Below are 26,999 nucleotides of genomic sequence, written 5' to 3' on the forward strand. Positions count from 1 at the left end.
GATTAAGTGAAAAATATTTAAAAAAAATATGGTACTTTGTATTGCATAGTACCATCTTATGACCGTATATTTGTAATGCATAATTCATTGTTTAAGATAGTATTCTCGTCATGAAATTATTCAAATCAAAATCGGGTTCATTTATTAAAGTTCTTTTAGTAGGGCTTTGTTTTACTTTTTCAATAGCGCTTTTTGCTCAGGAAGAAAAAGTGGATAGTTGCCGAATTGTTGAAACGGAAAAGGCAAAAGTGGAAGAGAAGAGGCAAAAGCCTGAGCTTAAGAAAACGCTTAAAGGAAAGAAAAAAGATGACAGAGACGCAAACAGAAATATAGCGAGTATTGAGAATGACTTTATTATCAAACGTCATTCTATAAGTCAATTATAAAATAATAACTCTATAAAACCAGGAGAATGAATGTAGAAAATGCAAAAGCGCAAATGCGGAAGGGAGTTTTGGAGTATTGTATATTACTCATCTTGTCCAACAACGATGCCTACGCTTCAGATATTATTAAGCAATTGAAAGAAGCGAAGATGATTGTTGTGGAAGGAACCTTATATCCGCTGTTAACGCGATTAAAAAATGCGAAACTTCTTAGCTATCGCTGGGAAGAGTCAACACAAGGACCACCGCGAAAATACTATGCACTTACCGACGAGGGACGTACATTTTTAGGCGAAATGGATACTTCATGGAAGGATTTAGTTAACGCTGTAGAATTGATTCATCAAACCAAAAACGCCGACGAGAAATGAAAAAGACTGTAACAATCAATATAAGCGGGCACATGTTTTACATCGATGATGATGCATACTCGCGCCTACGTACTTATTTGGATAAAATTGAATCGACTTTTCGAAAACAGGAGAGTGGTGATGAGATTATTACGGATATTGAAAGTCGTGTAGCAGAGATTTTTAATGAACGAATTGATCGTGAGACTGGTGTTGTGACCTTGGAAATGGTTGAGGATGTTGTGGCAACCATGGGTGAACCTGAGCAATTTGAAGAAGAGGGTGCTAGCGAAAAGAAAAGCTATACTCCGCCAACGAGCATGGTTTTTCAACGACCAAACCGACGCTTTTATCGTGATGTGGATAATCGCGTATTTGGCGGTGTTTGTTCAGGTATAGCGGCTTACTTTGGCATTGATGTAGTACTTGTTCGTGTGCTAACTGTGATATTTACCTTTATCACTTCAGGCACCTTGGGTTTGATCTATTTAATACTTTGGATAGCATTACCGCCAGCACGTACCACTGCTCAGAAATTGCACATGCGCGGAGAACGCATAACCATTGAGAACATTGAGCGAAGTATCCGCGATGAATACGACGAGGTTAAAAAGAAATTCGGAAACTTTAAAGAATCTGATACCTATAAAAAGGGACAAAGCTTTTTTAGTCGTTTCTCACGACGTGATAAATCAACATTCTTAATTATTGCTGTTATTATCGGAGCTGCATTAATTTTTGGTGCAAACGGATTTAATGGCATATGGCATGCGCCAGGAGCTATTTTCACAGGCATGTCTGTGCATGTCGCTCCCATGTTTGGTCACATCTTTTTTCCTGGAGCTTTAACTTTTGTATTGGTGCTGTTAGTTGTTGGTTTAATTTTTAAAACCTTTTTAAAGATTATTCTGTATCTGATTGCCTTTTTGCTTTTGGGCTCGTTAGCCATTAAAGTGTTTATGTGGCTATTTGGTGGCTTTATGTTAATGTGTTAAGGATATTTTGTCGATTATTAATTTGAATTACGAACCGTCATGAATAAAACAATAAATATAAATCTGGATGGACTAGCCTTTAAAATTGAAGAGGAGGCTTATGAACGATTAAATGAATATCTGGATACCATTAAAAAGCGCTTAGGAAATAACGAAGAAGCACAAGAAATAATAGCAGATATTGAATCGCGCATTGCTGAGTTGTTTCAGGTTAACTGTAAGGGCTGTACCATTCAGCTAAATGCTGTTGAAGAGATTATTCATACGATAGGGGAGCCAGCCGAGATCGTGGATGAAGAGGATGCAGAAGAATCTGAAACGGGAAGTAAGAGCAGCTCATCAACATCATCTACTTATGTGGGAAAGAAATCCCTTTTTCGCGATCCTGATGATCGGGTGTTGGGAGGTGTTTGTGCTGGTTTAGGTGCTTATTTCGATGTTGATCCCTTGGTATTTCGAGTGATAGCAGTTGTTTCTGCATTTGCATCATTGGGTATTACGGCATTAATCTATGTTATCTTATGGATTGCCATGCCTAAGGCCAAAACCCTGGGGCAACGTATATCTATGCGCGGAGGCATTACCTTTCGTAAAGTAGGCGATAATATCAAGGAGGAATACGAAGCCGTTTCGTCCAAGTTTAAAGAATATAAAAACAAACCAAATTATAAACGTATGCAAACCAGAGCGAATAAAACAGGTGATGCCATGGCCAATGCACTTTATCAGGTGTTAAATATTCTAGGAATATTATTGGGAATTGGTATTGTGATTTGGAGTGTACTTGCTATTATGGGCCTTGTAGGATTCTTTGCTTTTAAAGACACCATTATGGGGTTAGCTGTTACCGATGGCAGTCATTTTATTGCGTCTGTACCCGATCGGTTTTTGGCCTATATTGATCAAAGCTTTTTAACAGCAGCTGTGTTGCTCGTTATTGGAATTCCATTTTTAGTGATTCTTTATCTTGGTTTGAAATTAATTTTCCGCTTTAAAAGTCATGGTAAATTTATCGGAATGACGGCTTTAATATTGTGGTTGTCAGGAATTGTATTGGTATTTTTTACAGGTATACGCATTGCCAAAAGTTTTGAAGAATCGGGCTCAGTTTCTGAGCAGCAATATTTAAAACCAACGCAGGCAGAAACAATTTACTTAAGAGCTTCTGAGGTGGAAAGCATAAGCAATGATCGTGAATACTTGATGGACCTTGACCACTTGGAATTATTTTCGGAAGATGGAGAATTGCAGGTTGAAGGTGCACCCGTTATCAATATCAGTAGAGGCGATATATTGCAGATGACCATTGATAAAAAGGCCAGGGGATTGAATGATGACGATGCTGAGTTTAACGCTAAAACAACAGTCTATTATTGGTCGCAGAACGATTCTATTATTTATTTGGATAAGAAATTTGTGATTGCAGATGAGGCCTTGGTTCGTAATCAAAAGGTGTATATAAATATCCAGATTCCATATGGGAAAAAGTTGGAAGTAAGTCCTTATCTCGACCGATTTATTGACGAATATTAAAAAGAGTTAGAACTTTAATAACAACATTAAACCTAAATAGTATGAAACAATTATTAGCACTCGGATTGATTATCGCATTTGGTATTTCAATGCAGGCACAAAGCCGTCCGTCGGATAAGTTATTTGAAAAGATGGCCTTGAAAAAAGGTGTGACGATGATGTCTTTCTCGAAAGAGATGTTGGATGCTGTTAACCTCAATTTTGATGATGACGGCGAAGATGAAAGTAATGTATCAGGCGATTTGCACGAGGTGAAGCTTGTTATTTACAAGGCTTCAGAAGGTGAAGAGTCGATGGATTTCAGAGAGAAGACTTTGAGTTATCTGTCGTTGAGTAAATACGATAAGGTTGAGGATGATGACCCGGATGAGGATGTTGATATTCGTATTTATCGCAAGGGAAAAAAGGTAACAGAATGTCATGTGCTGTTTCAGGGAGAAACCAACGGCGTGTTATTATCCTTTTTTGGTGATTTCAAAATCGATGACGTTGATGAATTAGCCGATAAGTTAGATAGCTACAAGTAGGCGCTTAATAGCAAAAAGAAAGCCTGATAGTCAAACTATCAGGCTTTTTCTGTACCCAGAGCCGGACTCCTCCAAAGCTCTGTAATGCGCTCTAAACGGATGTTTTAAATATCTATTTTTTCTTGTTCTCGATTTGTTCTCGGTAAATATTAGTACCTAATATTTTGACTACTTGCAAGTTAATAAATTAATAGCATCATTCAAATGCTGAATTGTTTTTTAGGGTATTTTGGAGGGTTTTTGAAAATATTTAGTTAGCCAAGAATAAATTTATTACGAAATGGTGTTGATTTTTAAGAAATAGTAAGTAACTCTTTTTTTTACTTTCTAGGAGTCCTGATTTTTCATAGTAGAAAATAAACTCTAAAATTCATATAATAACTTTAGAGGCTTCTATTAAAAACAAGTGTAGATTTTGTTTGAATTAACAATTACAAGTAATTTCAAGGTTTAAAACTAAAGAAAAATGCAATGAGCATACTGATTAGTATTGAAGAGCTTTTATCTGGAAAACTAGTAGAAGGAAGCAGAATTGAGTTTAAGGAAGACTGGAATCCCACGACCATCATGCGTACAGTTTGTGCATTTGCTAATGATTTTGAAAATGAAGGTAGTGGCTACATCATTGTAGGGGTTAAAGAAGAAAATGGTAAACCGTTGCGTCCCGTAAGTGGCTTTAATCCGGATGCCTTAGAGAGAGTTCAGAAAGAAATGATTGGATACGCTAATCTTATTCAGCCACCTTATATGCCAAGGTTATCTCTTGAGGAAATTGATGACCGTAATATCCTGGTGATCTGGGTTCCTGCCGGAAGCGTTAGACCATATAGAGTTCCTGATGATGTAAAAATCAAAAAGAACAAGACCTATAATTACAGGATCCGTCAATATTCTAGCACAGTAATCCCCAACCCTGAGCAAGAAGCAGAACTAATACAGTTAACTGCCAAAATTCCATTTGATGACAGGGTAAATACGCAGGCCAGTGTTAATGACCTGGATTTTGGTCTAATGCGAGAACATCTATACAAGACAAAGAGTAAGCTTCACAGTGAAAGTATTAATATGTCGATAGAAGAATTGGCAGAAGCTATGAACTTATGTGAAGGCGCCAAAGAACATCGTTTTCCTAAAAATGTAGGATTATTAATGTTTTCCAACGAACCTAAGAAATACTTCCCTACTGTCCAGATTGATGTTGTTGAGTTTCCAAATGGCATCGGTGCAAAAGCATTTAATGAAAAGATATTTGAAGGTCCGATTCAAAAGCAGTTAACTGATGCTTTATCATATCTTAAAGCAAATATTATCAAAGGCAAAGTAATTAAATATGCCGATAGAGAAAAGGCCGATTCTATTAGTAATTATCCTTATAATGCGCTTGAGGAAGCTTTAGCCAATGCCGTTTACCACAAAAATTATGAATTAAGAGAGCCTATTGAAGTCAGGGTGCTACCTGAGGCTATTGAAATCATTAGCTATAATGGTGTTGACCCCTCACTTAAACAGACTGATTTCAATAAGGGTGTTATTCGAATAAGGCGTTATAGAAATCGGCGAATTGGTGAATTTCTTAAAGAGCTTGAATTAACTGAAGGCAGAGGAACAGGTGTGCCAACAATTATAAGTTCTATGAAGAATAATAATTCACCATCACCGAAATTCGAAACTGATGAGCCTGATAGACGATATTTCGTATGTGAATTGCCTGTAAATAGAAAATTTGAAACAAAGTTGGTAGATGGGTTGGTAGATGGGTTGGTAGATGGGTTGGTAGATAGTCAAAAGATGATAGTCAAATTCATTTTGTCGGAGCCTAGTATTTCTAAATCAGAAATGGCGAAAAGACTGGATATCAGCACAACTGCGATAGACAAAAACATTGCAAGTCTTAAAAAGAAAAACATTATAAGAAGGGTTGGTGGAGACAGAACTGGTAGATGGGAAATTATTAAAAATGAACAGTAGAGAGTTATCCATCATAAATAACCTGTTCAAAGGTCGCCAGGATGTTTTTGCCGTTAGGTGGGAGAAAAATGCAAAATCAGGATACACCCCTGCATATATTTACGATCCTTATCAATACCGCTTGCATAAAAATAATGGAGGAACATTTTCAAATTTTCCTGATAAAACATACAAGCCACTAACCAATGATGAGCTGATTAAGCATTTGAATGGAAATCAATTTATAGGTATTTATCCTCTTCTCATAGACAATACAAGCTGGTTCTTAGTTGCTGATTTTGATAAAAAAGATTGGAAAGAACAATGTCTTTCTTTTATTGCAGCTTGCCATTCAAATGGGATTCCTGCCTATCTCGAACGGTCTCGTTCAGGCAATGGTGGACATGTTTGGATATTCTTTGAAGAGAATTTGCCAGCTGTTAAAACTCGAAAACTATTTATTAGCATTCTACAAAAATGTGGTGCATTTTCTGTTTTTGATAAAGGTTCGAGTTTTGACAGGATATTTCCAAATCAAAACTACCTCTCCGGCAAAGGGCTAGGCAACTTAATAGCACTTCCAATTAATGGTATGGCTCTAAAAAACGACAATAGTTGTTTTATTGATACTGAAAATTTTACTCCATTCGATAATCAATATTCATTCCTTCAATCGGTTCAAAGGTTATCAATAACTAACTTCAACTCTTTATACAAGGAAATTAGCGATACCCCTAAACAAAATAATGAGCTTCTCCTTCAATCATCTTCGGAAGAATTAATCATTCAACTATGTAATCAGTTGTCTTTTAACCGCAATGGACTAACTCCCCCTATTGTTAATTTTCTAAAGGATAAACTCAACTTTGCAAACCCAGAATTCTTTATTAAGAAAAAGCAAAACCGAAGTACCTATAAAACGGAGCGTTACTTTAACTTCATCGAAGAACAAGATGACATCATTAGCATTCCGAGAGGAACGACAGGAAGCTTTTTAAAATTTTGCAAACAAACATCCATAGGATATGACTTTAAGGATAATAGAAATAAACTTCCTACCATAAACTACGACTGTAACATTGAACTCAGAACCCATCAGAAAGATGCACTTGCCAGCATTTCAAAAAAAGATTTTGGTGTTATTGTTGCTCCTCCCGGAAGCGGCAAAACTGTGATTGGCCTTAAACTAATCTCTGACAGAAAACAACCCGCTTTAATTATAGTCCATCGCAAACAATTAATGGAACAGTGGCTTGAGCGTATTGAATCATTTCTGGGAATCCCTTATCATGAAATCGGAAAGATTGGCCAGGTGAAAGCACAACATAGCAAACAAGTAACTGTAGCAATGATACAATCCTTATCTAAACACCTGGTTAAGGATGCTCAATTATGTAATGCGTTTGGAACAATTATCATTGATGAGTGTCATCACATTCCAGCTAAGTCATTTAGCAATACAATTGGCAGACTCAACTCTTATTTTCTATATGGACTTACTGCGACGCCATTTAGAAAGCACAATGAAGGCAAACTCATTTTCATTCATCTTGGCGATGTCATTTGCGAAATACAACCTGAGCAAATAGAAAACCATAAACATGCCCAGATAATTGTTCGAAATACTGAATTTAATGTTCCGTACAATCCAAAAACAGATCCATTTGAAACGGTATCGCAAATTTTAATACACGACCTTGCCAGGAATAACCTGATCATTAAAGATATAATCAAGGAGCTAAATGATGGAAATAGAGCTGTAATTCTTACAGAGCGCAAAGAGCATATCAATACACTTAATCAGTTTCTGAAACATTGTTTCGAAACTATTTGCCTTTCTGGTGATGATTCTCAAAAAGATAGAACGAACAAGTGGAATCTATTGAAGGCAGGCAATTTTCAGGCATTAATTACGACTGGTCAGTTCTTCGGAGAGGGTAGTGACTTGCAGAATGTTTCACGACTTTTCCTGGTTTATCCTTTCTCATTTAAGGGCAAGTTAATTCAATATATGGGACGTGTTCAACGCTCTGATCACACACCAGTTATATACGATTATCGGGACTACAAAGTTGATTACTTAAATAAACTATTTCTTAAAAGAAATACCTACTATCGTAAACTGGAGAATCAACATACACTTTTTAACAATACTCATAAAGAGGAAGAAAAGCCAAGTACATATAACATTCGAAAGCAGATAAAGCTAGATTTTAAAGAACTAGAGTTCAGATATGGAATAGTTGCTTTCAACTATGTCAATAGACAGACTGGCGAATTGATTGAGTTTGAAATTGAAAATGATATCATCAGACCAGAATTCACGATACTTAAGCCCTACTTTGCTAAACAGCTTGGACTTAGAAAGGTCACTCTTGACATTTATGCTGAATTTGAGAATGATATATTAATCGCTCAAGAGGTACAGTCTACTGATATTGAAAGAATAAATGACGAGCTAATTGAAAGTGTAAAGTTTAGATTTGTTCAGAAAGAAATTATTGGAGGCAGACCTCATGATTTTCAAGAAGAAATGCTAGGCTTACAGAATATTTCCAATAACCTATTGCCTGATATTGATGAAGAAGATTTTGTTAGTGAATTACTAGGCAATCAAGATATCAAACATGAGAAACAATTAAGATTCCTACTCAAGCGCCATCAAGCCCAAATCTTAAAAATCCGTTTTGTTTTAAGTCCTTTTACTTTTGTATTTTTACTTGAAGGTGAAGAGCAATATCATATTGTACTTGAAACCTTAGATACTGAAGAGGCTACCTATCTGTGGCATATTGATAAAAACAATTTGCACGACCAGCTAAAAACTATCAATAACGACTTATCAATTATTAGAAACAAAGGTCGACAATTCTTTATTCATAATGCACCTAATAATTTTAGCCGCATTGTGCATGATTACAGTGAAGAAGACAAGGGGTATTTTATGTGGAAGAGTATTTTAAACGAAAGACTGGTTTGAAACATCATGTGAAATGCTGCAATTTAACCTAACACACTAATTTGCTTCCATTTTATTAAGGAATTTAATAGTCATAAAACGACCGTTTGTTGAGAGTATTATTAGTTCCGTAACCTACACTGTCATTGACAGTCTCAAAAACTGGTTTTATTAATATGTTTCACGGTTTAGCGTTAAAAGAGACAGTTATGAAAGTGAGTCATGCTTGTAGTTAGTTGTAAATTAAAATGATACTATATAATGTTAATAACTTCTAGTTAAATATTTATATGTAGATCATGACTTACACTAACTTTATGTTCTTGTGTTATTTATAGAGTTTATCACTAGCAATTATTTTAATATTATGGAAAAGCTCCTTAGTAGAGAAGAAATCATAGTTATTGAAAAGGAGGCCCAGAACCCTTGGTATAGGCTTAAAAATTTAGTAATAATCCCAGAAGATTATAAGTCAATTAATAGTGTCACACCAAAGGGATTAATATTCATTAATGGAAATAATGATACAGGACTAACTCACATTAACGAACGACACAGACACTCTAATGGCAATTATAAATTAACAAAAGGGAAAGTCACCAATCCTAGCCTCTTCGACCTAAAATCCTGTAGTTTATTGGACTATGAAAAAATAGTTGATGAAGTATATCTCAACAATGAAAAAATAGTAAAAGGCTTATTTGATGAATATAAGGGATATTTTGGAGGTGAGCTTTATAATTTGATATTATACAAAGATTCAAGAATAGTTCATACATTATACCCTCAGAAAAAGATATTCAACTCATCTAAAAGACAGTTAATTAAGTATGTGATCGGAAAAATGAACGCAACTCATAATATTTTTGATAATGATGCGTATACTGTCTCTATTTCCTATATTGACTGTAATAAGATAGATAAATATATATTTAAGTTTCGATTGATTCCTAAATATAATTTAGAAGAGCTATGGATCGAAATTCTAAATAATAAAGAACATCATGATGTGGCATTATTCATTTATAGTAAAGATTTAAATGTTCAAGATGGTAAGTATCCGGATTATTTAAAACGAATATTTACTTCGTTCGAATTAGGCAAGGTAGAAATATTAGAAAAGTTAATAGAAAAAATTGAAAGACGAGGCTTAAGTCAATTTTCTATTATTGTAAATGAATTATTCAAATTATCAAAATAGTAATAAGGATCGTCTCACCAACCACAGGTCTAGATGATAAGCATTTATTGAATAATGGTAAGTTGTGAACAAAGTATTACATTTTCTACAACGTCATATTCAACTTTACTTGGTGTTTAAAATAGTTTTTAGCGCCTTAAATTGACAGTTATGGCTTCACCTCTCATAAATAATAGCTAATCATGTTATAGTGCTCATCTTCGGGAGTTTACAAACAAAGCTTATCTGTAGTAGATATTTGAATTAAAAAAACACTGAAATTATTTTAGAACATTTGTATGCTAGTGACAATCAGGTTGCTTTGCTTGTAAATATATACTATATTGGAAAAACAAGCACAACTCCTTTTTACTACTTTTTTTAAAATAACCTGACATTTTAACCACTATTGACCGGCTTTAAGCTTTGATTAAAGAAGCTTATCAGGCTGAGGATTTATTGCACATTCTTTAGTTTCATATAAATCAACTTGTCATGAAAACAAATTCAATAGTAGTAATTAGCTTGATTTTTTTGGGCATTGCCTGTGCACCTGACAAAATTAATACAGAAGATGATGTCAAAGCGATAACAGAAGTCTCAGAACAAATTGTCAATGCCTGGAATGAAGGAGACTACCAGGCCTTTATCGGATTCCTGGATGCCAATGCCTCTGTAATGCCCCCGGCCGCCCATTCTATTAAAGGTATTGAGGCGCTAAAGTCAATCTACAGTGAATCGTTTAACGCATTTACTTTTAGTGTTACTGAATCAATCAGTGAAATCAATGTTTTTGGTGATTATGGATATGTAATGGCAAATTGGGTTGGTTCATCAACTCGGATTGGAGGTGAATCAATAGATTTCAACAATAAAATGATTGCCATTTATAAAAAACAGCCAGATGGCAGGTGGCTTGTGTATCGTAATATTTTCAATAGCAATGATGATACTCGGAAAGAAAAAAGCGCTGAGCTTTCTGACTAATCCACGTATATTCTGAAAGTAAAGTTATTTCTTAAACAAATAATTAAGCCTTATGAAAGAACAATTGTCAGCAGGGAGATTTCTATTCCTCATCTGTTTAACAAGCATATGCCTGGCAGCCTGCAACCCTGGTTCAAATAAAGCTGAAAAGAACCAAACAAGCAGTCCTCAACAGGACCACCAGATTGCTGAAATCGAAGGTGTATTTGAATATATCGCCCCGAATCAAGGAATTGCCATCATGTTAAAAGGCCGATACATTTACATATATGGCGAATCTGACGATAGCATGTATTGCCACTCAGGAATCTATAAAACTTCGGGTGAAATAATTACAAATACGATTCTATTCGCACCAAAGGCAGAAGATGTCGGACGTTCTTTTCAATGGAAAGTACTCAGCCTGTCAGGTAAAACCTTATTAGCTGCCATTTTAGATGCTGATGGAAACATCCTCCATAAGGTAAGGTCACTTCAAAAAGTTGTAGCAGATGACCAGTTAATTAAATAAATGAACGAATTTGAAGGAACATTTAATTATACGCCTCCTCTTACCGGACAAGGTATAATGCTTCAGGGATATTATGTGTATATGGCAAACGACAGTATAGGTAATAATATGGGCCATGGCGGCACTTACATTCAGAATAAAGACACATTTACCAACAAGCGTCTTTACAACCTGAATACCACCATAAACCCTGAATTGTGCTGGGTAGGTAACATGAAAGAGGACACCATTGTTTGGGCAGTGATTAATGATGCCAAACAAAAAACTTCGCATGGCTATAGTTTAAAAATCAGATAACTCACTTCTTTAAATAAAATGATCATGAAAAAACTTATTATTCTTTTAGGTATTGCCGCGCATATTATGGCGTGCTCTACAATTGATCCTCAGCAGGATATTAAAAATGCTGAATTATCGATCAAAGGATTTTACACGGCCGTTGTTGATTTTAACTACGATGAATTGCCAGGGTTTTGTACTGATGAATTCAGTGCTTTTGAAGAAGGTTTCGACTTTGGTACCATAGATGGGTACATTAATACTTTGAAATCTATGGAAGGAATGGCTATTGATATTGATCTTAATTTTGTTAAAACTGAGATTGTTGGAGATATAGCGCATTCGATCGTAGAATTTGACGCATCCTTTACAAAAGGTGCGGTTAAGATAGCATTTCAGACCTATGAAAACTATATTTTAAAGCGGGTAAACAACAAGTGGTTATTGCACTATTGTCACAGTACACACTTAGCTGATCCGGATGACAAAGCCTATTCAAGCATTCACCTGATGAAAATATCCGAGGAACTTCCTTTAAGCGGACTTGAAGAAGTGGTTGGCAAATTTAATGAAGCAATTGCTTCAATTGGATATATGGATTGTGGCTACAAAATTATGCCTGTAGTTCCAGGTAGCAATGAACACTATAACTATGTGATGAAAGGCAACTGGAAAAACCAGGAAACTTATGATGTCATTCACGAACATGAAAGTTACACAAACGTTCACAAGGCATTGCCTGAATCTCTCAATGGTTATTTTAAAGACCAGATATATGTAAAAGCCCACAATAAAGAATAAAAAATCATCTCGCTGTGTATAAAAAACAGAAGAGAAGTTTGTTAATAATCATAAAACCAGAATTGAATAGATGTAAGTAAATTATTAAAAGTCCCAATAAACTCTAACATTCGGATCAATACTTATAGATGTTAGAGTTTATAATTGTCAATGTTTTTATTAGAAACTTTAATTATTATGAAAAGGAAAAATGTTGTTTACAAAAATTTAATTTATCCATTAATATTTGGGTTAATGTTCTCAACCATCAGTTGTTTAAATGCTGATAAGAATAATGAATTTGTTGAAGATGGGGTTCAAAAAAAAGAACTACAAAACGTGACTTCAGAAATAAAGAAACAGAATAAAAGATTTGAAAAATTTTATTTGAATGGACACGCCGATTCTCTGGGACTAGTATTTGACAAAAATGTAAAACAATACATTTCTCATCAGTCACCTACTAAGAATCTGGACGAATTAATTAAAAACAGCAAATTACAAATGTCTTGGGGAAAATGGGATTTTGTAATCTCAACTGAAGAAGTTAAATTATCTGGACAAATGGCAGTTGAGAGAGGAAAGTATCAATTCTCTTTTACACCTAATGAACAATCTCCTATTCCTGCTCAAATAGATTCTGGGAATTACATTGCTGTATGGGAGAAATTTGATGAGACCTGGAAAATCGTATGGGATGCCCCGGTAACAGAATTACCGCTTCAATAGTTCCTATTTATAAATGGCTGCAAAAATGTATAAGTTAATTGTGTTCATTTGATTTGGTTTCAATCTAGATACACCAAGCCTCCGAGCTGATTTTCAGGGAGGTCTACATGACCAATTCACAGAATTTATTTATTAATATTCAAGGTTTTTAGTTGATTGTAAATTAGAATAACCAGCAATAATTCAATAAATTATAATGTACTTCTTAAATATTTAATCATGAAAAATTTAATGGTTATATTATTTGTAATTTTTATGAGTTGCTCCCCTCATCCTGAGGGCATCTCTGAATCAGATGTGATTAAAACTGTCGAAGGATTCTTTGCGGCTTTAGATGCGGATAATTCTAATCCTGACTTAATAGATAGCTATATAACTCAGGATTTTATGCTTTATGAAGTAGGGAAAAAGATGAATAAAGATGAATTTTTAGAATTAGTATCAGGATTTCCAATGATTAAAAGTGATTGGGTGTTGAGTGATTTTAGAATTTCAACAGACATGAATTCAGCTCATGTCAGTTTATTTAATACAGGAATTTTTTTGCTGCAAATTGATTCTTTCAAAATCCAACAAAAGTATAAATGGCTTGAAAGTGCATATTTAGTGAAGGATGGAGAAAAATTGAAAATCAAATTTTACTTTTCAGATAATATCTCTATAGATTCGGATACAATTAAATAATGACCACAAAAAACCCATAATAGTACATATGGTATATTTAGAACAATCCTCAAGTTTGGTATGGTTACCAGCGCCAAATGATTCTTCTAAAAATGTATAGCAAAATATATCTTTGGCTCTGATCGTTTGAAAAGATTGATATTATAACCTCACCTTATGTCACCATAAGGTGAGGTTATCAAAAGTCTCAGCAAACCCAGTTAAATAATAATTAGGAAAAGACAAATAACAAGCATTGTCATCTTATTGACGAGTTGTATACCACTCGGTAAATTCCAAAAGTATTACATCAGCTAATCTGCAAATTTAAATGGGATCAAAGTACATGATTATAATGAGGTTTTTGCTAAAAAGCATTAACTTGTTTCTATAAGGGAAAAAGATGAAAACAATATCGATTGTTACAACAGTTCTTTTATTGACTTTGACATCATATGGTCAAACATTAGAACAAAATTTTCAGAGAACAATAGACTCCATCTATCAAAAGAATCCTGATGCAATCGGTTATATTTTAGCAATTGAATCACCGGACCGAAATATTTCCTGGACTGGAGCCATTGGGTATTCAAGTATAGATAGTTTACAAAAGCTTGATCCATATCAACCAGTATTAATTGCCAGTAATATTAAAACATATATTTCTGCAACAATCTTAAGGTTAGTGGAAAAAGATTTGATAAAACTTCAACAACCGATAAAAAAACTGATTTCTCCAAAAACAAGAAAATTGTTTGAGTTAGATGGGTATTTATTGGATTCGATTAAGGTGGTACACTTATTATCTCACAAAAGCGGGATTGCTTATTATCATGATGATGCGTATTATCAATTTGTTTCTGAAAATCCTAAATACAGATGGACTAGAGATGAGCAACTTGAGCGGACAATTAGAGAGTACGATCCTCTTTGTAAACCGGGTTTATGCTACAATTATTCAGATGCAAATTACTTATTGCTGACAGAGATTATTGAAAAGATAAGTAATCTACCATTTTATACAGCAATGCGTGAGTTGCTAAAGTATAAGAAATTAGGACTTGATAAGACTTGGCAGATAACCCTTGAGAAAGTGCCAGTAAATTGCAAATCATTAGCACATCAATATTACAAACCGATGAACATGGATTCTTATGATATTGATCCTTCTATGGATTTATATGGAGGTGGTGGTATAGCCTGTACAATGGATGATCTTGCAAAATTCACATCGAGTTTATATAATATGAAAGTCGTAAAGAATCCTGCTGTTTTTAATCTTATTTTTACTAAAATTGAAACTCCTGATAGTACTGGGAATAATTATTATCTGGGCATTGAAGAATTTTACATTGGAGGAATGAAAGGCTATGGACATGGAGGAGCCTGGGGGACCTTTAATTTTTATATTCCTGAATTAAATACTTCAATTGCGCTTTGTCCTTTAGAATCAACTAAAAGAGAACTAAATCATGATGTAATTAAAAGAATAATAAGTATTTTAAAATCTAAAATATAAACGGCAAACAAACCATCATAAAGTAGCCCTAGCTATGAAGGAGTTCGGAAGTTAATCTGACGCACGAGCTGACGCAAAAACAAGAAAGCAGATATGCCATACTTCACACGAGCCAGTTCATTTGGCCGAACCGATATTCTAAAGAATCTCATCGCGGCTTTAGACCAATTTGGGGCAAAAATGAAATAGTCTCAGCAAACCCAGGTTTTATAAGACTACCCTTCAAATCAAACTAAAAGTATATACCTCTCCTCCAAAACCAACTTATATTTCACTTTCATTTCCTCACTCAAAAACGATTCTTCAATCCACTTCAATGCCAAAGATTTATTTTTTATAAAGCGCTTATAAACGCCCTCTACTTGCTTTTTATTCAAACCAAGACTCTGTCCATATGCATCAAAATAGGTTTTGGTCAGTTTCTTCTTTTTTCCTCCAAGTGTAAGAGCCAGTTCCTCTGTATCTTCCGGTAAAACGATGGACACATTAAGCAAATCATAAGCGGGCGCCAGCTTCCAACTATCATTAGCGAGTATCATTGAAAAATTCTTCAGGTGCATATCGTTATTACCTGTCAGGAAACTAAACAATGTTAGCTCAAACAAGAATAGTTTATCCAAAAGAGGATTGGCAGAATAGGCACCAAGTGCTTTTCCCACTTTTTCCATTGAGCTTTTATACTTGTCAAAGGCTTCGGTGATTTGGAACATATCCAGCATGTGTATTTTTTCTCCTTTCTCTGTTCTGTCAACGCGTTTGGTAATGTAGGATAACTCACCCGATTGTAAACGAATCAAACTTGATGGCACCACATTTATTCCGAATGCTTCCGCCATTCGCATGGTCAGGTGTTCATTGGTTGGCATTTCGGGATAGTCTGCTGATGGTGGCTTAAAGATGTAGTTTCCACCTAAAGCGCCAACAACTGTTAAACGCTTATCAGTCTTCTTTCCTGCCTCTTCAACCAAACTCATAGATAATTTAGGTTGTACACCTGGAACAGCAACGCTTCGCTCCACTACGTCTTTAGCCAATTCTGACATTTGGTCGATTGAATAAAGTAACTCAGGTGGGACATTTGATCCAAAGAATTTCTGACTACATGCCTCATGAAAGTCGCCTTCTCCATTTATTGCTTGATAACAATATATACACTTATTCATCTTTTTCAGGTATCGGTTCAACACTCACTGCACCAATGCAATTCTGACAGCAGGCTAATAAAAGTCCCATGCGGTCATTCTGATTTATTTTCCAGCTTTTTGAAGCAATCTCCAACAACCAACCCTCAGGAATCAGACCTTCAAAAAATGGGAATAACCGGCTAGATTTATAGGTCTGCTTGATAACTGGCATAGTAAAGGTTAAAAACTGCTGAGGGCGCTGTTCCACATATTGCTCATCGTAAGTGAATAAGTAATCTCCATCGTCAGTCTCAACTAATAAACCGGCATAGATATCCTGGTAATATATTTTAGCTTGTCTCATCATTTATTAGTTTGAAGTTCCCTGGAATTAACGGGAGCCAGTTCATGACCAAACATGGCCAATACTTGATTAACTCTATCAAGGTTCATATTAGTTTTGCCCTGTTCTATTTTTCGAACGACCGTCAAGGCCACTCCTGCCCGTTCAGCAAATTCCTCTTGCGTCAAATTCACCTCTTTTCGACGTTGTTTTACAAATTCAGCTAATGTCTTCATTATATGCTTTGAGATATAAAAACTGAAATATAGCAATATTATATGCAAAATAATATAATTAATCGACTTTATTATAAATTTATATTTTAATGCATATAATTAGTTGTTGAAATCATTTACTATTCTTTTTATCTTTTCAATCTCCTCTTCGTTTCGCTGAATATTAAAAACTGTATCCAACCTAGCTGAAACTTCAGGCGTTTCGACATTTATAGCTTTTAAGTAATTGTACTTTAGACCATTTTCTTTTAATCCTTTATTCTCATAAATCAGATAGGTACAGAAGGAAGCTGCTATTGCAAACAGCACCTGGAATACAAAGATTTTAATTTTTAGAACCCTACGCTTTCTAAGGCTTTGTTTCACTTCATCTATAGATGATTCCCATGCACTCACCTTCTTATTAGTTTCCATTATAAACTGACTGGATTCATCTTTTACGAAAGACATAGTATCTTCGATTGAGTCTCTTAAGAGACAAACCTGATGTTCTGCCCTTGTAATGCTTATCTTCTGCTCTTCTGCTTCTTTTTGAAATACCAACCCTGATTTTTCATAACCAGAGGTGATTGTATCTAACTTCTTATTCAGTGAAGCCATCATCTCTTTGATTTCTTCAAACATGGCTGTAGTCATTTCACTTTTTGTCATATCTGTTTAGTTTATAATTTGGGGCCAAAGCGGCGTTTCTTGTGTTTGAATTTATTCTGTTGCTTTCTATTTTGTTGTTGTTCATGCATGCTGTGCACATAATCCGGATGGAGTAATTCTGCTCCTACTTTCAAAGCATTAAAGGTTTTATAGTCCAGTTTTTCATAGCTTGATTGTGCTACTTTTTGCGCGTTACAATAGAGCTGGTAATTGATTTTGGAATAACTAAGTTGCCTGTCAACTTTGGAACCATTAAAGCTTAACTCATCCTTTCGGAAGGTGACGCCTTGAATTTCATTCGTTTTACCTTTGTATTTGTAGTTGATGGAGATTCCTTTTTCACTTAATTGATTTTCTAGCTCCTGCCAATCCTTGCATTCTGGGATGGCATGTTTTTAGGCTTCATAGATTTCATATTTGGTCTTATCAGCTCCTTTTAATCGGTGTGTTTTAACCTGTTCTTTTCCTTTAGCCCAATAGAGTTGATGTTGCCGGGTTAATTCCTTGCAGATGCGTTCACTTCTAATCCGGTCGTTTTTATCTGTGATGGTATTGCCATTAAAATCCACACGGTTTATCACCAGATGAATGTGCGGATGTTCTTTATCGTAATGCCTGGCAATCAGGTATTGGGTTTCATCAATATTCATTTTCTCCATATAGGATTTGCCGATTTCTACCATTAACTCATTGGTGAGTTTGGCTTTATCATTGGCCGAAAAGTCCAGTGAAATATGATAGACGGGCTTAGTGATGCGTTGATTGAGTTCAACCTGACTTTGGAAACTCTGAATAATGGATTCGGTATCTTTCAAGCGCAAACCATCTGAGCTTAGCAACTCTGTTCCCTTCTTTTCATCCAGAACATAGTTGACGACTCCTCGAAAACATTTGCCTTTCACAATTTTCGCAATCATATTAGAGTTGGTTTAAAAGTTGGTCTATTTGCTTGGCCAAATGCAAGTATTTACTTCTTGCATTACTATAACCTTGAGCATTGGCTTTTCTGGCAATTTGATTCAGGTTATTGGCCATGCCACATAATTGGCGAATCTGTTTTTGATGTTCTGGACTGAGACGTTCGCGCACTGAACTATTATTAATGCATTGGCGAATATATTCGCTCTTGGTCATGCCGGCTTTCATGGCCTTTGACTTAAGGGTATAATAATCCTCAGTAGACATTTTTACATCCACTTTATACTTCTTCTTCTGAGAAGCACTTAATCGAGGCCGTCCACCTTTATTTGTCATTTTTAGCTTTGCTTTTTTAGACCATCGGGATGCTTTTTCTGGGTTTTGGTCGCACCAAAACATAAACTTGCTAATAGCTTCGCTTAAGAGACAGACATTAATATCTCTTTAGATATTTCGAAACTCATATCATTTGACTTTTTCTCTATTCCAATACATACATTGGGGCTTTTTTACATGCGTAAGCCACCCATTTTTAATGGTCATGGTTTGGCAAAAGGAAGCGGAATAAAAAGCCTTGTGCGATGGAAAGAAGAATCAGTTCAAACAGATTTTGAGCGGACAAAGCAATGGGCTTGTATTTTGCGGGACGCAATAATAACAAGCTTTTTGCTGTTGGGCATGTGCAGTGGGAAAGAAAATGTGTTGGAATGATTCTGGCGCGTTTATGCCGAACACTTTTGCATCAAACCATGAGCGTTCACACCTTTGCTGAAGCATGTATAAAAAAGCATGGCTCTTAAAAATTTCTTTGATTTTCATGTTGGTAATTTTTGGGTGTTATTCTGTCTTATTAAATTACCAACTCATTTATTACTAAACAATAAGCAAAATCCATCAAATCGAATCAAATGGTGCTATTTTCCGAATTTGGACGTCATTTTTCGCAAACCGCACGAAGAAAAATGACAATTATTTTTTCAAAAAAATTGAAGTGAATAACTTCAAATTTCTACCGCCCATTCCTCTCTCCTCCTTCAAAATTTAATAGTCCTTTCTTCTCTTGCAAGGGTATATAAACGACATCCAGATATGTCGCCCTTGCATTGAGCGATAGTTCTATTTCCAATTCTTACGGAGGAGCGATACACTATACGGCAGAAATGATTAAACGAGAGAAGCAGAACATTGCTCCCGCTATGTTTTTTTTCTTTTGGGAGGGAGCTCTGACTATTGGCAAAAGCAACGAACATCCCCAAATTATAAATTTAGCTTCTCTTGCAATACATCCATATCACTCGCTATTTTATTAGCAATGACTTTCGCATAAATTTGTGTTGTTTTTAATGAAGTATGACCCAATATTTTTGATACTGTTTCAATGGGTACGCCATTTGAAAGTGTAACTGTGGTTGCAAAAGTATGACGTGCAACGTGCATTGTTAATTCCTTTTCAATACCACATATATCAGCCAACTCTTTTAGGTATGCATTCATTCGTTGATTGGACAAGATTGGTAACAACCGACCTTTCAACATGGATTCAGGAAATTCCTTATACTTCTCAATTATTGCCTTGGCGTTTGAAAAGAGTGGTATCATGCAACGATTATTGTTTTTAGACCGGTTGATTATTATCCATTCTTTATTATTATCATCAAGATGCAAATGCTGCTCGCTTAACTGTGAAATATCAGCATATGATAATCCTGTATAACATGCAAATACAAATGCATCACGAATAGCTTCCAAGCGAACAACTTTTAACTTCTTTTTCTCTATTTTCGCTAACTCTTTCAAAGTGATAAATTCACGATGGGTGGGTTCTAATTTAACCTTAAATCGATTGTAGGGGTTTATTGTAATATGCTCCAAAGATACCGCCAGATTTAATACACGACGCACATGTTTATGGTAATTCCAAACTGTATTTTGACTGATTGGATAATTGTCTTTTAAGAAAGTATCAAAGCCATTCAAAAACTCATAGTTCACTTTTTGAACCGGATAATCATTCCGCTTTAATGATTCAATATATAACTGTACTTTTTTGTAAGTAACTCGGTAGTGTTTTAGGGTTCTATAAGCATAGCCTTTTCCAATACCTTTTTCTATAGTTTCAAGATAATAGTCAAAAACTTCCAACAAACCTTTAGGCTTCTTCTTAACCCCAAGAAACTCTTGCTTGATATCATTGACATCAAAATACACATCAAGAAAAATAAAATGGCTAAAAATATCACGAAGTCTTATTTCAATCTGCTGCAACTGCTGATTGATACTCTTAGCTATCATCGTTTTGCCAATGCAACGCTGTGTTTTCTTATCCCATAAACCTGGACCCACATGAATTTTTGTTGATAACTCAGTACGCACTTCGTTAATTGTCAGCCGTGCATAAATAGGAGAATTAGCACTGTTCTTTCTCGAATTCTTCAGTAAAAAATTAATTGTTAACCGCATCTCAAAACCTCCTTTAACATGATTAGTAATTGTGCATGTTGCATGTCGGACAATTATTTCATTGTTAAAGTTGAGAAATAAACTGAACTCTTACAACAGCAAGATAAATCAAAACAGGTCAAAATGAATTAGTTACAGCATTTACCGAGAACAAAATGGAAAAAACTAGAAAAAAATGACGCATTGTTCTCGATTTGTTCTCGGCTAATCTGGTGTTTTTTGAGGTAATTTGATTAGCAAAAAGAACAAAAGCGCTTAAAATCAATATTTTAAGCGCTTTTTTGAAATCATTTGATTTCTCTTTCTGTACCCAGAGCCGGGATCGAACCGGCACGATATTGCTATCACTGGTGTTTGAGACCAGCGCGTCTACCAATTCCGCCATCTGGGCAACACTCTATTGAGCTTTTTTGCGGTTGCAAAGATAAGTCAAATCCTATTTTTTGCAAGAAAATTCAATAAAATGTTTTTAAATATTTTAGGCATCTGCACTAACTATCTCTTTATTAGCATCGAGCTTCTTTGTTACAAACCCGTATATAATTAAGGAAATAGCCGAAACCAAAGCAATGCCAACAAAGAAGAACCAGATATAGTGAGCCTGGTCGTAGGCCGTCAGCTTCTCTGTTTCAGTTAATGTTAAAGGATCAGGACAGTATCTTTCCAATAAAAATCCGGAAGAAATAAAACCTAATAACGATGATATAAAGGAGTGGAGGTGACTAAATCCAAGATATAAGCCTTCTTCTCCTTTGGGTGCCTGAAGTGAAAAATACTCCAAAAAGCGTGGTGAGATAAATGACTCTGCTAAACCTTGGAATGCAATACCAATGATCATCATAAACGCAATAGGGTGCATGTTAATAAAACCCATTGTTTCACCACCTATCATATTACCAGCGGCCATCATAAAGGCAGATACAGGCATAATAAACATACCAATAGTCATGGAGAATAGTGCCGAGCGTTTGCGCAGTAGGGCGGTAATTAATCCAACAGTTGTAAATACCACTAATGGGTTAACATTGGCATACCACGATGGTGATGCGCCTTCGCCAGCCATACGCAATACGTACTTAGGCATGGTGGCATAAAGTTGGTGCTGAACCATCCAGAAACCAGTGATGATAATAATTAGAATAATTAAACGGGCGTTACCAAGCACTTTTATAAATGCATGCCATATTTCCTTTATCGACTTACCTTCTCCGCTACGTACTGTCGGACGGAAGAAAAAGATAATAGCCACCAAAGCCAATAATGTCATACCAGCCGAGAAGTAACTAATGTTGATTAGTCCAACATTACCCATGGCTTCTCGCAAAGGCTTAACAATGGTTTTACCAGAGAATGAACCGATATTAACGATGGTGTAGAATATTGAGAACCCAGTAGCACGGTTGGCTGTAGAGGTTTCTTTGGCTACAGTACCTGTAATTACCGATTTGATAAAACTACCCCCAATTATTATCAGGGCCATAATTGGCAGGATAATGTATTTGCTATTGGATTCTTTTAATCCAGTAAATTCGGTGGTAATGCCATACTTTGCCAAGCCTGCTCCCTCAAGGAATGTTGGTAAAACACCTAGTCCAGCGTATCCAACAGTTAATAAACCAAAGGCAACTATTAGCGAAGTTTTAAAACCAATTTTATCGGCATAAGCGCCCGTAAAGGTTGGCAGAAAATACAATAATGCACTAAAAGTACCTGCTACTGTTGCTGCTTGCACATCGGTAAAACCAAGTATACGCGATAAATAAAGTGTAATTACAATAAAAACACCATAATATGCCGCTCGCTCTAATAGCTCGGCGAAGTTGGCAACCCAGAATGCCTGACTGAATCGCTTAAAAAAATTGACAAGTACTGTCATAAGTGAAATAATATTAATTTATATTTGATATCTTAATGAACTATAATAGTAATACTACCATCTACAAAAATAGATACTTTATTTAATTCAAGGCTATAATTTTTATGTAAACGCATCATGGATGCAAAAGTTATATATCAAAGACATGTAAAGTGCCATCATCCCTATGTGTAAAATTATTACTTATTAAGTCGGCACAAAGTACTCATTATAATGATTCACAAAACCAAGGGCATCGTCCTAAATCATATTAAATACAAAGAAACCAGTATTATAGTTAATGTTTATACCCAAGCATTGGGCCGACAGAGCTACCTGGTTAACAAAGTGCGTACCAAAAAAAACAAAGGCAATGCTGTTTTGCTGCAGCCACTAACATTGTTGGATATGGAAGTGTATCATCATCCTAAAAAGGAGATACAGCGCATTAAAGATTTTAAAATTACACATCCTTTGTTAAGCATTCCTTTTAAGCAAGAGAAACGAGCTGTATCGTTTTTTCTGACTGAATTAATGAGTAAGGCTTTGCGCGAGGAGGAGGAAAATACTCAACTATTTAATTTTATTTACCATAGTATTGAGGTATTTGATGTTGGGATAAAAGGAGATTATAATTTTCATTTGTTTTTTATCTTCCAGCTTAGTCGTTTTTTGGGTTTTGGACCAGAAGAGAGTACTGGTGATCAGAGTTATTTCGATCTATTAAACGGATATTTTACCGATGCAGAACCATCGCATGGCTTTCATTTGAGCCATCAGGCTTTGGATAACTGGAAAAAGTTGTTTCATATTCATACCGAAAACTTGGATTCTCTTAAGCTATCTGGAGCTGAGCGTTATGCTCTTTTGAAAAACCTTATTGATTTCTATAACCTACATATCGACTCACTTGGCGAATTGAAATCATTGCCAATTGTTCATCAATTATTTCACGAAGACTAGTACTGAAATATTTAGCTATAGACGTCGCAGAACAGCAAAATATCCCTTGGTCAAATAAATACCACCGTTGGTTTAATAAAAGCTTCATTTCCACAAAACAAGTCGCAATTTATAAACTTAATGATTAAATTGGATAGCCTTTAAGTTTGACAGGCCGACATACACTAAAAAACATCATGAAAATTAGTTCGAAGTTTCATAATCTGGAGTCCAATTTCTTAACCAAGATAAAGCCACTCATTGATGAGTATCAGGCCATTAATTTGGCTTCGGGATATACCGGGTTTCATTGTGCTCCCAAGTTAATAGAGTTGGTTGAGAAGCATTTGCGTGAGGGATTGAATCGCTATGCTCAATCGGCGGGCGAGCTGGAACTGCGCACCAAGGTGTCTGACAAACTCAATAAGCTTTACGATCGTTACTATAAGCCTGAAACCGAAGTGACCATTACAGCAGGGGCCGCCCAAGGGGTGTATACGGCTATTGCTGCCTTAGTAAAGGAGGGTGATGAGGTTATTATTTTTGAACCGGCCAATGAATATTATGCACCAGCCATTGAAATGAATGGTGGTCAGGTAAGAACGGTTCCAATGACAGGAGAGGAGTATCACATCGATTGGGAATTAGTTCAGCAAGTGGTGAATAATAAAACGCGCATGATTATTATTAACTCACCGCACTCGCCAACAGGGTGGACCATGGGGGAGATTGATATGTTGCGCTTGCAAAAGATTATTAATGGCACCAAAATAATTATTCTGAGTGAAGAGACATTTGAGCATGTCATATTTGATGGTAACCTACACCAAAGTATATCTTGCTTTCCTAAGCTTGCCGAACGAAGTGTAATTGTATCGTCTTTTGGTGAAGCCTACCATGTAACGGGTTGGCAAATTGGCTATTGTGCCGCCCCGGAAGAGATCATGCGCGAATTTCGTCAAGTGCATGAAGCCATGATGTACAGTGTTAATTCGCCTTTTCAGTTGGCCATTGCCGATTACCTGGATTATAAAGAGGAATACAAGAAATTATCTACATTCTATCAGGATAAAAGAGACGCCTTTTTGCGCATGATGCAGGGTTCCAAATTAAAACCTCTTAAATGCTCAGGAACCTTTTTTCAACTATTTGACTATAGCCGAATAAGTGAAGAGAAAGATCGTGATTTTGTGCTCAAGCTGATTAAAGAACACCGCGTGGCGACTATGCCAATATCGGCATTTATTAAAGAGCGTCAACAGCGACACCATATTCGCATTAATTTTGCCAAGCCCGATGCTGAATTGGAGGAAGCGGCCAAGCGCTTGTGTGAGCTTTAGTGTTGTTTAAAAAATCATTAAGGTGTACCTGTATTTGTCCTATTATTATAATATTTTCAACTGAACCCTAGAGAATACGCAAAGGGATTTTTTTCTTTTCATTGAAACAATTACATTTGCGGCCACAATAACAGTCCCTTAGTTCAACGGATAGAATAGCAGTTTCCTAAACTGTAGATATGGGTTCGATTCCCGTAGGGACTACTTTTTACCTTACTAAAAAACATCAAAAGCCTGTAAATCCATTGATTTACAGGCTTTTTGCTTTCTGGCACAAAACGAAGTAAATCAAATTAAACCATTCAAATGCATGTTTTTTGTGACCTATTCAGTGACCTCATAGTCTATTTAACACATGAGGTCACAGATTTTTGCTATATTAGACCCAGCAAGGCATACGGCCAATTGCTAAAATAATTATAGATGATTGATTTTGGTGCTTTTTGAACATTTCTGTGACCTATTGTGACCTCAAAGGAGGACAAACAGAATTAAACATTTGCATTATCAACCAAAATCAACAGCATGAACAACACACAAACATTTGGTTTGCAATTTATTGTGCGCCACAAAAGCAAAACGACGAAGATGGCAGGTATCTACTTGCGCATTACTGTCAATCGTCGTAAAACGGAATTATCCACAAAATTATTCTGCCCCATTGACCTTTGGGATGCTAAAAAAGAGAAGGTAAAATCAAGTCCTGATTTTAATTTTAGACATATCAATAGACTCATCGAAGAGAATAGAGCCAAAGTACAAAGTATCTATCATGACCTTCGAATACAAGAGCAGCTGATAACTCCAGAAATAATAAAAAATCAGTTCCTGGGTAATAAGGAAGAGTCAAATACCATGTTAAAGCTCATTGATTATCATGCTTCAACACAAGTTCATCTTCTCAGTCCAAACACACAAAAGCTTTATAGAGTCACATATAAGTACATCAAGGCTTTTCTAAAGAATAAAAAGAAAACCTCCGACATCTATCTATCGCAGATTGACTATCGTTTTTTAATGGATTATGAGGCCTTTTTAAACACCTACCAACTGTTAGATAGCTATAAGAAGTTATCACAAAACACCATTATGAAACACCTGTCGTGGTTGCGTGCTTTACTCAATTTAGCAATGAAAATGGAATGGATCAGTCGCAACCCTTTCGATACATATAAATTAAGATACAAGCAGACAGATAGGAAATTCCTTTCCCAAGATGAACTTGATAAAATAGAGTTAAAAGATTTCAGCATCCATCGATTAGAATACACACGAGATCTTTTTATCTTCTCGTGTTACACAGGTCTGTCATATGCCGACATTCAATCTTTAACACCCGATAATATCCATATAGGTATTGATGGTTTCAACTGGCTTATCACAAAACGTAAGAAAACAGATACTGCTGTCCGGATACCACTTTTGGAAAAAGCAGAGCTCCTTATTAATAAGTACAAAGAACACCCTAAGTCCATCCATAAAGGTAGTTTATTTCCAGGTATCGCAAATCAACGACTAAATGGATACTTGAAAGAGATAGCCGACTTTTGCGATATCAATGCTCATCTCACATTTCACATGGCGCGACATACTTTTGCCACAACAGTCACTTTAACCAATGGTGTACCCATCGAAACCGTTAGTAAAATATTGGGACACACTAAAATTGCTACCACACAGATTTATGCCAAGGTACTTGAAAACAAGATAAGTGCCGACATGAACACTTTACGAGATAAATTAAATTCAGGCACAAATGATAATAAACATTCGGCTTCCGTTTAA

Annotated in this window: 26 protein-coding genes and 2 tRNA genes; 19 read left to right on the forward strand and 9 right to left on the reverse strand. The window is 35.6% G+C overall.

Features of this window, described 5'->3' with window-relative positions; genetic code table 11:
* Positions 1–110 precede the first annotated feature (110 nt).
* From FNN09_RS00900 to FNN09_RS00970, 15 genes are all read left to right on the forward strand, one after another.
* Complete coding sequence (locus FNN09_RS00900; protein WP_143299585.1) at positions 111–386, forward strand: hypothetical protein; 276 nt, start codon at positions 111–113, stop codon at positions 384–386.
* A gap of 26 nt (positions 387–412) precedes the next feature.
* Positions 413–757 carry a PadR family transcriptional regulator gene (locus FNN09_RS00905; protein ID WP_143299586.1) on the forward strand — a complete coding sequence of 115 codons (345 nt, stop codon included), beginning with the start codon at positions 413–415 and terminating at the stop codon, positions 755–757.
* On the forward strand, positions 754–1,731 hold the full coding sequence (locus FNN09_RS00910) for a PspC domain-containing protein (protein WP_143299587.1): 978 nt from the start codon (positions 754–756) through the stop codon (positions 1,729–1,731). Before FNN09_RS00905 ends, FNN09_RS00910 begins: the two co-directional genes overlap by 4 nt.
* A gap of 39 nt (positions 1,732–1,770) precedes the next feature.
* Positions 1,771–3,264 (forward strand): PspC domain-containing protein, encoded by a 1,494-nt coding sequence (locus FNN09_RS00915; RefSeq protein ID WP_143299588.1) that lies wholly within the window; start codon positions 1,771–1,773, stop codon positions 3,262–3,264.
* Positions 3,265–3,305: 41 nt separating this feature from the next.
* Positions 3,306–3,791, forward strand: coding sequence for a DUF4252 domain-containing protein (locus tag FNN09_RS00920; protein ID WP_143299589.1), 486 nt, complete (start codon positions 3,306–3,308; stop codon positions 3,789–3,791).
* Positions 3,792–4,262: 471 nt separating this feature from the next.
* Positions 4,263–5,759, forward strand: coding sequence for an RNA-binding domain-containing protein (locus FNN09_RS00925; RefSeq protein WP_143299590.1), 1,497 nt, complete (start codon positions 4,263–4,265; stop codon positions 5,757–5,759).
* A complete protein-coding gene (locus FNN09_RS00930; protein WP_143299757.1) occupies positions 5,749–8,718 on the forward strand; it encodes a DEAD/DEAH box helicase in 2,970 nt (989 codons plus the stop codon). The genes FNN09_RS00925 and FNN09_RS00930 overlap by 11 nt, the downstream gene beginning before the upstream one ends.
* A gap of 346 nt (positions 8,719–9,064) precedes the next feature.
* Positions 9,065–9,898 (forward strand): hypothetical protein, encoded by an 834-nt coding sequence (locus FNN09_RS00935; protein WP_143299591.1) that lies wholly within the window; start codon positions 9,065–9,067, stop codon positions 9,896–9,898.
* A gap of 474 nt (positions 9,899–10,372) precedes the next feature.
* Positions 10,373–10,864: a DUF4440 domain-containing protein gene (locus FNN09_RS00940; protein ID WP_143299592.1), complete on the forward strand. Its 492-nt coding sequence runs from the start codon at positions 10,373–10,375 to the stop codon at positions 10,862–10,864.
* 52 nt (positions 10,865–10,916) lie between these two features.
* Positions 10,917–11,375: a hypothetical protein gene (locus tag FNN09_RS00945; protein WP_143299593.1), complete on the forward strand. Its 459-nt coding sequence runs from the start codon at positions 10,917–10,919 to the stop codon at positions 11,373–11,375.
* Positions 11,376–11,672, forward strand: a complete 297-nt coding sequence (locus FNN09_RS00950; protein WP_143299594.1) for a hypothetical protein — start codon at positions 11,376–11,378, stop codon at positions 11,670–11,672. It abuts the gene before it with no gap.
* Positions 11,673–11,696: 24 nt separating this feature from the next.
* A complete protein-coding gene (locus tag FNN09_RS00955; RefSeq protein WP_143299595.1) occupies positions 11,697–12,455 on the forward strand; it encodes a nuclear transport factor 2 family protein in 759 nt (252 codons plus the stop codon).
* Positions 12,456–12,632: 177 nt separating this feature from the next.
* Positions 12,633–13,163 carry a nuclear transport factor 2 family protein gene (locus FNN09_RS00960; RefSeq protein ID WP_185968806.1) on the forward strand — a complete coding sequence of 177 codons (531 nt, stop codon included), beginning with the start codon at positions 12,633–12,635 and terminating at the stop codon, positions 13,161–13,163.
* Between the two features lie 219 nt (positions 13,164–13,382).
* A complete protein-coding gene (locus tag FNN09_RS00965) occupies positions 13,383–13,847 on the forward strand; it encodes a nuclear transport factor 2 family protein (RefSeq protein WP_143299597.1) in 465 nt (154 codons plus the stop codon).
* A 382-nt stretch (positions 13,848–14,229) separates the two neighbouring features.
* Positions 14,230–15,345: a serine hydrolase gene (locus FNN09_RS00970; protein ID WP_143299598.1), complete on the forward strand. Its 1,116-nt coding sequence runs from the start codon at positions 14,230–14,232 to the stop codon at positions 15,343–15,345.
* A 227-nt stretch (positions 15,346–15,572) separates the two neighbouring features.
* Here FNN09_RS00970 and FNN09_RS00975 read toward each other — a convergent pair whose 3' ends face one another.
* From FNN09_RS00975 to FNN09_RS01015, 9 genes are all read right to left on the reverse strand, one after another.
* Positions 15,573–16,508 carry a HipA domain-containing protein gene (locus FNN09_RS00975; RefSeq protein WP_143299599.1) on the reverse strand — a complete coding sequence of 312 codons (936 nt, stop codon included), beginning with the start codon at positions 16,506–16,508 and terminating at the stop codon, positions 15,573–15,575.
* Positions 16,501–16,833 (reverse strand): HipA N-terminal domain-containing protein, encoded by a 333-nt coding sequence (locus FNN09_RS00980; protein WP_143299600.1) that lies wholly within the window; start codon positions 16,831–16,833, stop codon positions 16,501–16,503. The genes FNN09_RS00975 and FNN09_RS00980 overlap by 8 nt, the downstream gene beginning before the upstream one ends.
* On the reverse strand, positions 16,833–17,048 hold the full coding sequence (locus FNN09_RS00985) for a type II toxin-antitoxin system Y4mF family antitoxin (RefSeq protein ID WP_143299601.1): 216 nt from the start codon (positions 17,046–17,048) through the stop codon (positions 16,833–16,835). Before FNN09_RS00985 ends, FNN09_RS00980 begins: the two co-directional genes overlap by 1 nt.
* A gap of 99 nt (positions 17,049–17,147) precedes the next feature.
* The gene (locus FNN09_RS00990) at positions 17,148–17,699 is read right to left on the reverse strand and encodes a hypothetical protein (RefSeq protein WP_143299602.1); all 552 of its coding nucleotides are present in this window, start codon (positions 17,697–17,699) and stop codon (positions 17,148–17,150) included.
* Positions 17,700–18,094: 395 nt separating this feature from the next.
* Entirely contained in the window at positions 18,095–18,616 is a 522-nt protein-coding gene (locus FNN09_RS00995) for a relaxase/mobilization nuclease domain-containing protein (RefSeq protein WP_143299603.1), read from the reverse strand.
* Position 18,617: 1 nt separating this feature from the next.
* Positions 18,618–18,953: a MobC family plasmid mobilization relaxosome protein gene (locus tag FNN09_RS01000; RefSeq protein WP_221932393.1), complete on the reverse strand. Its 336-nt coding sequence runs from the start codon at positions 18,951–18,953 to the stop codon at positions 18,618–18,620.
* 921 nt (positions 18,954–19,874) lie between these two features.
* Complete coding sequence (locus FNN09_RS01005; protein WP_143299605.1) at positions 19,875–21,077, reverse strand: site-specific integrase; 1,203 nt, start codon at positions 21,075–21,077, stop codon at positions 19,875–19,877.
* Between the two features lie 307 nt (positions 21,078–21,384).
* Positions 21,385–21,468 (reverse strand) — tRNA-Leu (locus FNN09_RS01010).
* Positions 21,469–21,555: 87 nt separating this feature from the next.
* Positions 21,556–22,953, reverse strand: coding sequence for an MFS transporter (locus FNN09_RS01015; RefSeq protein ID WP_143299606.1), 1,398 nt, complete (start codon positions 22,951–22,953; stop codon positions 21,556–21,558).
* Between the two features lie 213 nt (positions 22,954–23,166).
* Here FNN09_RS01015 and recO point away from each other — a divergent pair, with 213 nt between their 5' ends.
* From recO to FNN09_RS01035, 4 genes are all read left to right on the forward strand, one after another.
* Positions 23,167–23,895 carry a DNA repair protein RecO gene (gene recO / locus FNN09_RS01020; RefSeq protein ID WP_143299607.1) on the forward strand — a complete coding sequence of 243 codons (729 nt, stop codon included), beginning with the start codon at positions 23,167–23,169 and terminating at the stop codon, positions 23,893–23,895.
* A gap of 176 nt (positions 23,896–24,071) precedes the next feature.
* The gene (locus FNN09_RS01025) at positions 24,072–25,214 is read left to right on the forward strand and encodes a methionine aminotransferase (protein ID WP_143299608.1); all 1,143 of its coding nucleotides are present in this window, start codon (positions 24,072–24,074) and stop codon (positions 25,212–25,214) included.
* 132 nt (positions 25,215–25,346) lie between these two features.
* Positions 25,347–25,418: transfer RNA gene (locus FNN09_RS01030), tRNA-Arg, on the forward strand.
* 321 nt (positions 25,419–25,739) lie between these two features.
* A complete protein-coding gene (locus tag FNN09_RS01035; RefSeq protein ID WP_143299609.1) occupies positions 25,740–26,999 on the forward strand; it encodes a site-specific integrase in 1,260 nt (419 codons plus the stop codon).

Source organism: Carboxylicivirga sp. M1479 (assembly GCF_007097485.1).
GTDB lineage: Bacteria > Bacteroidota > Bacteroidia > Bacteroidales > Marinilabiliaceae > Carboxylicivirga.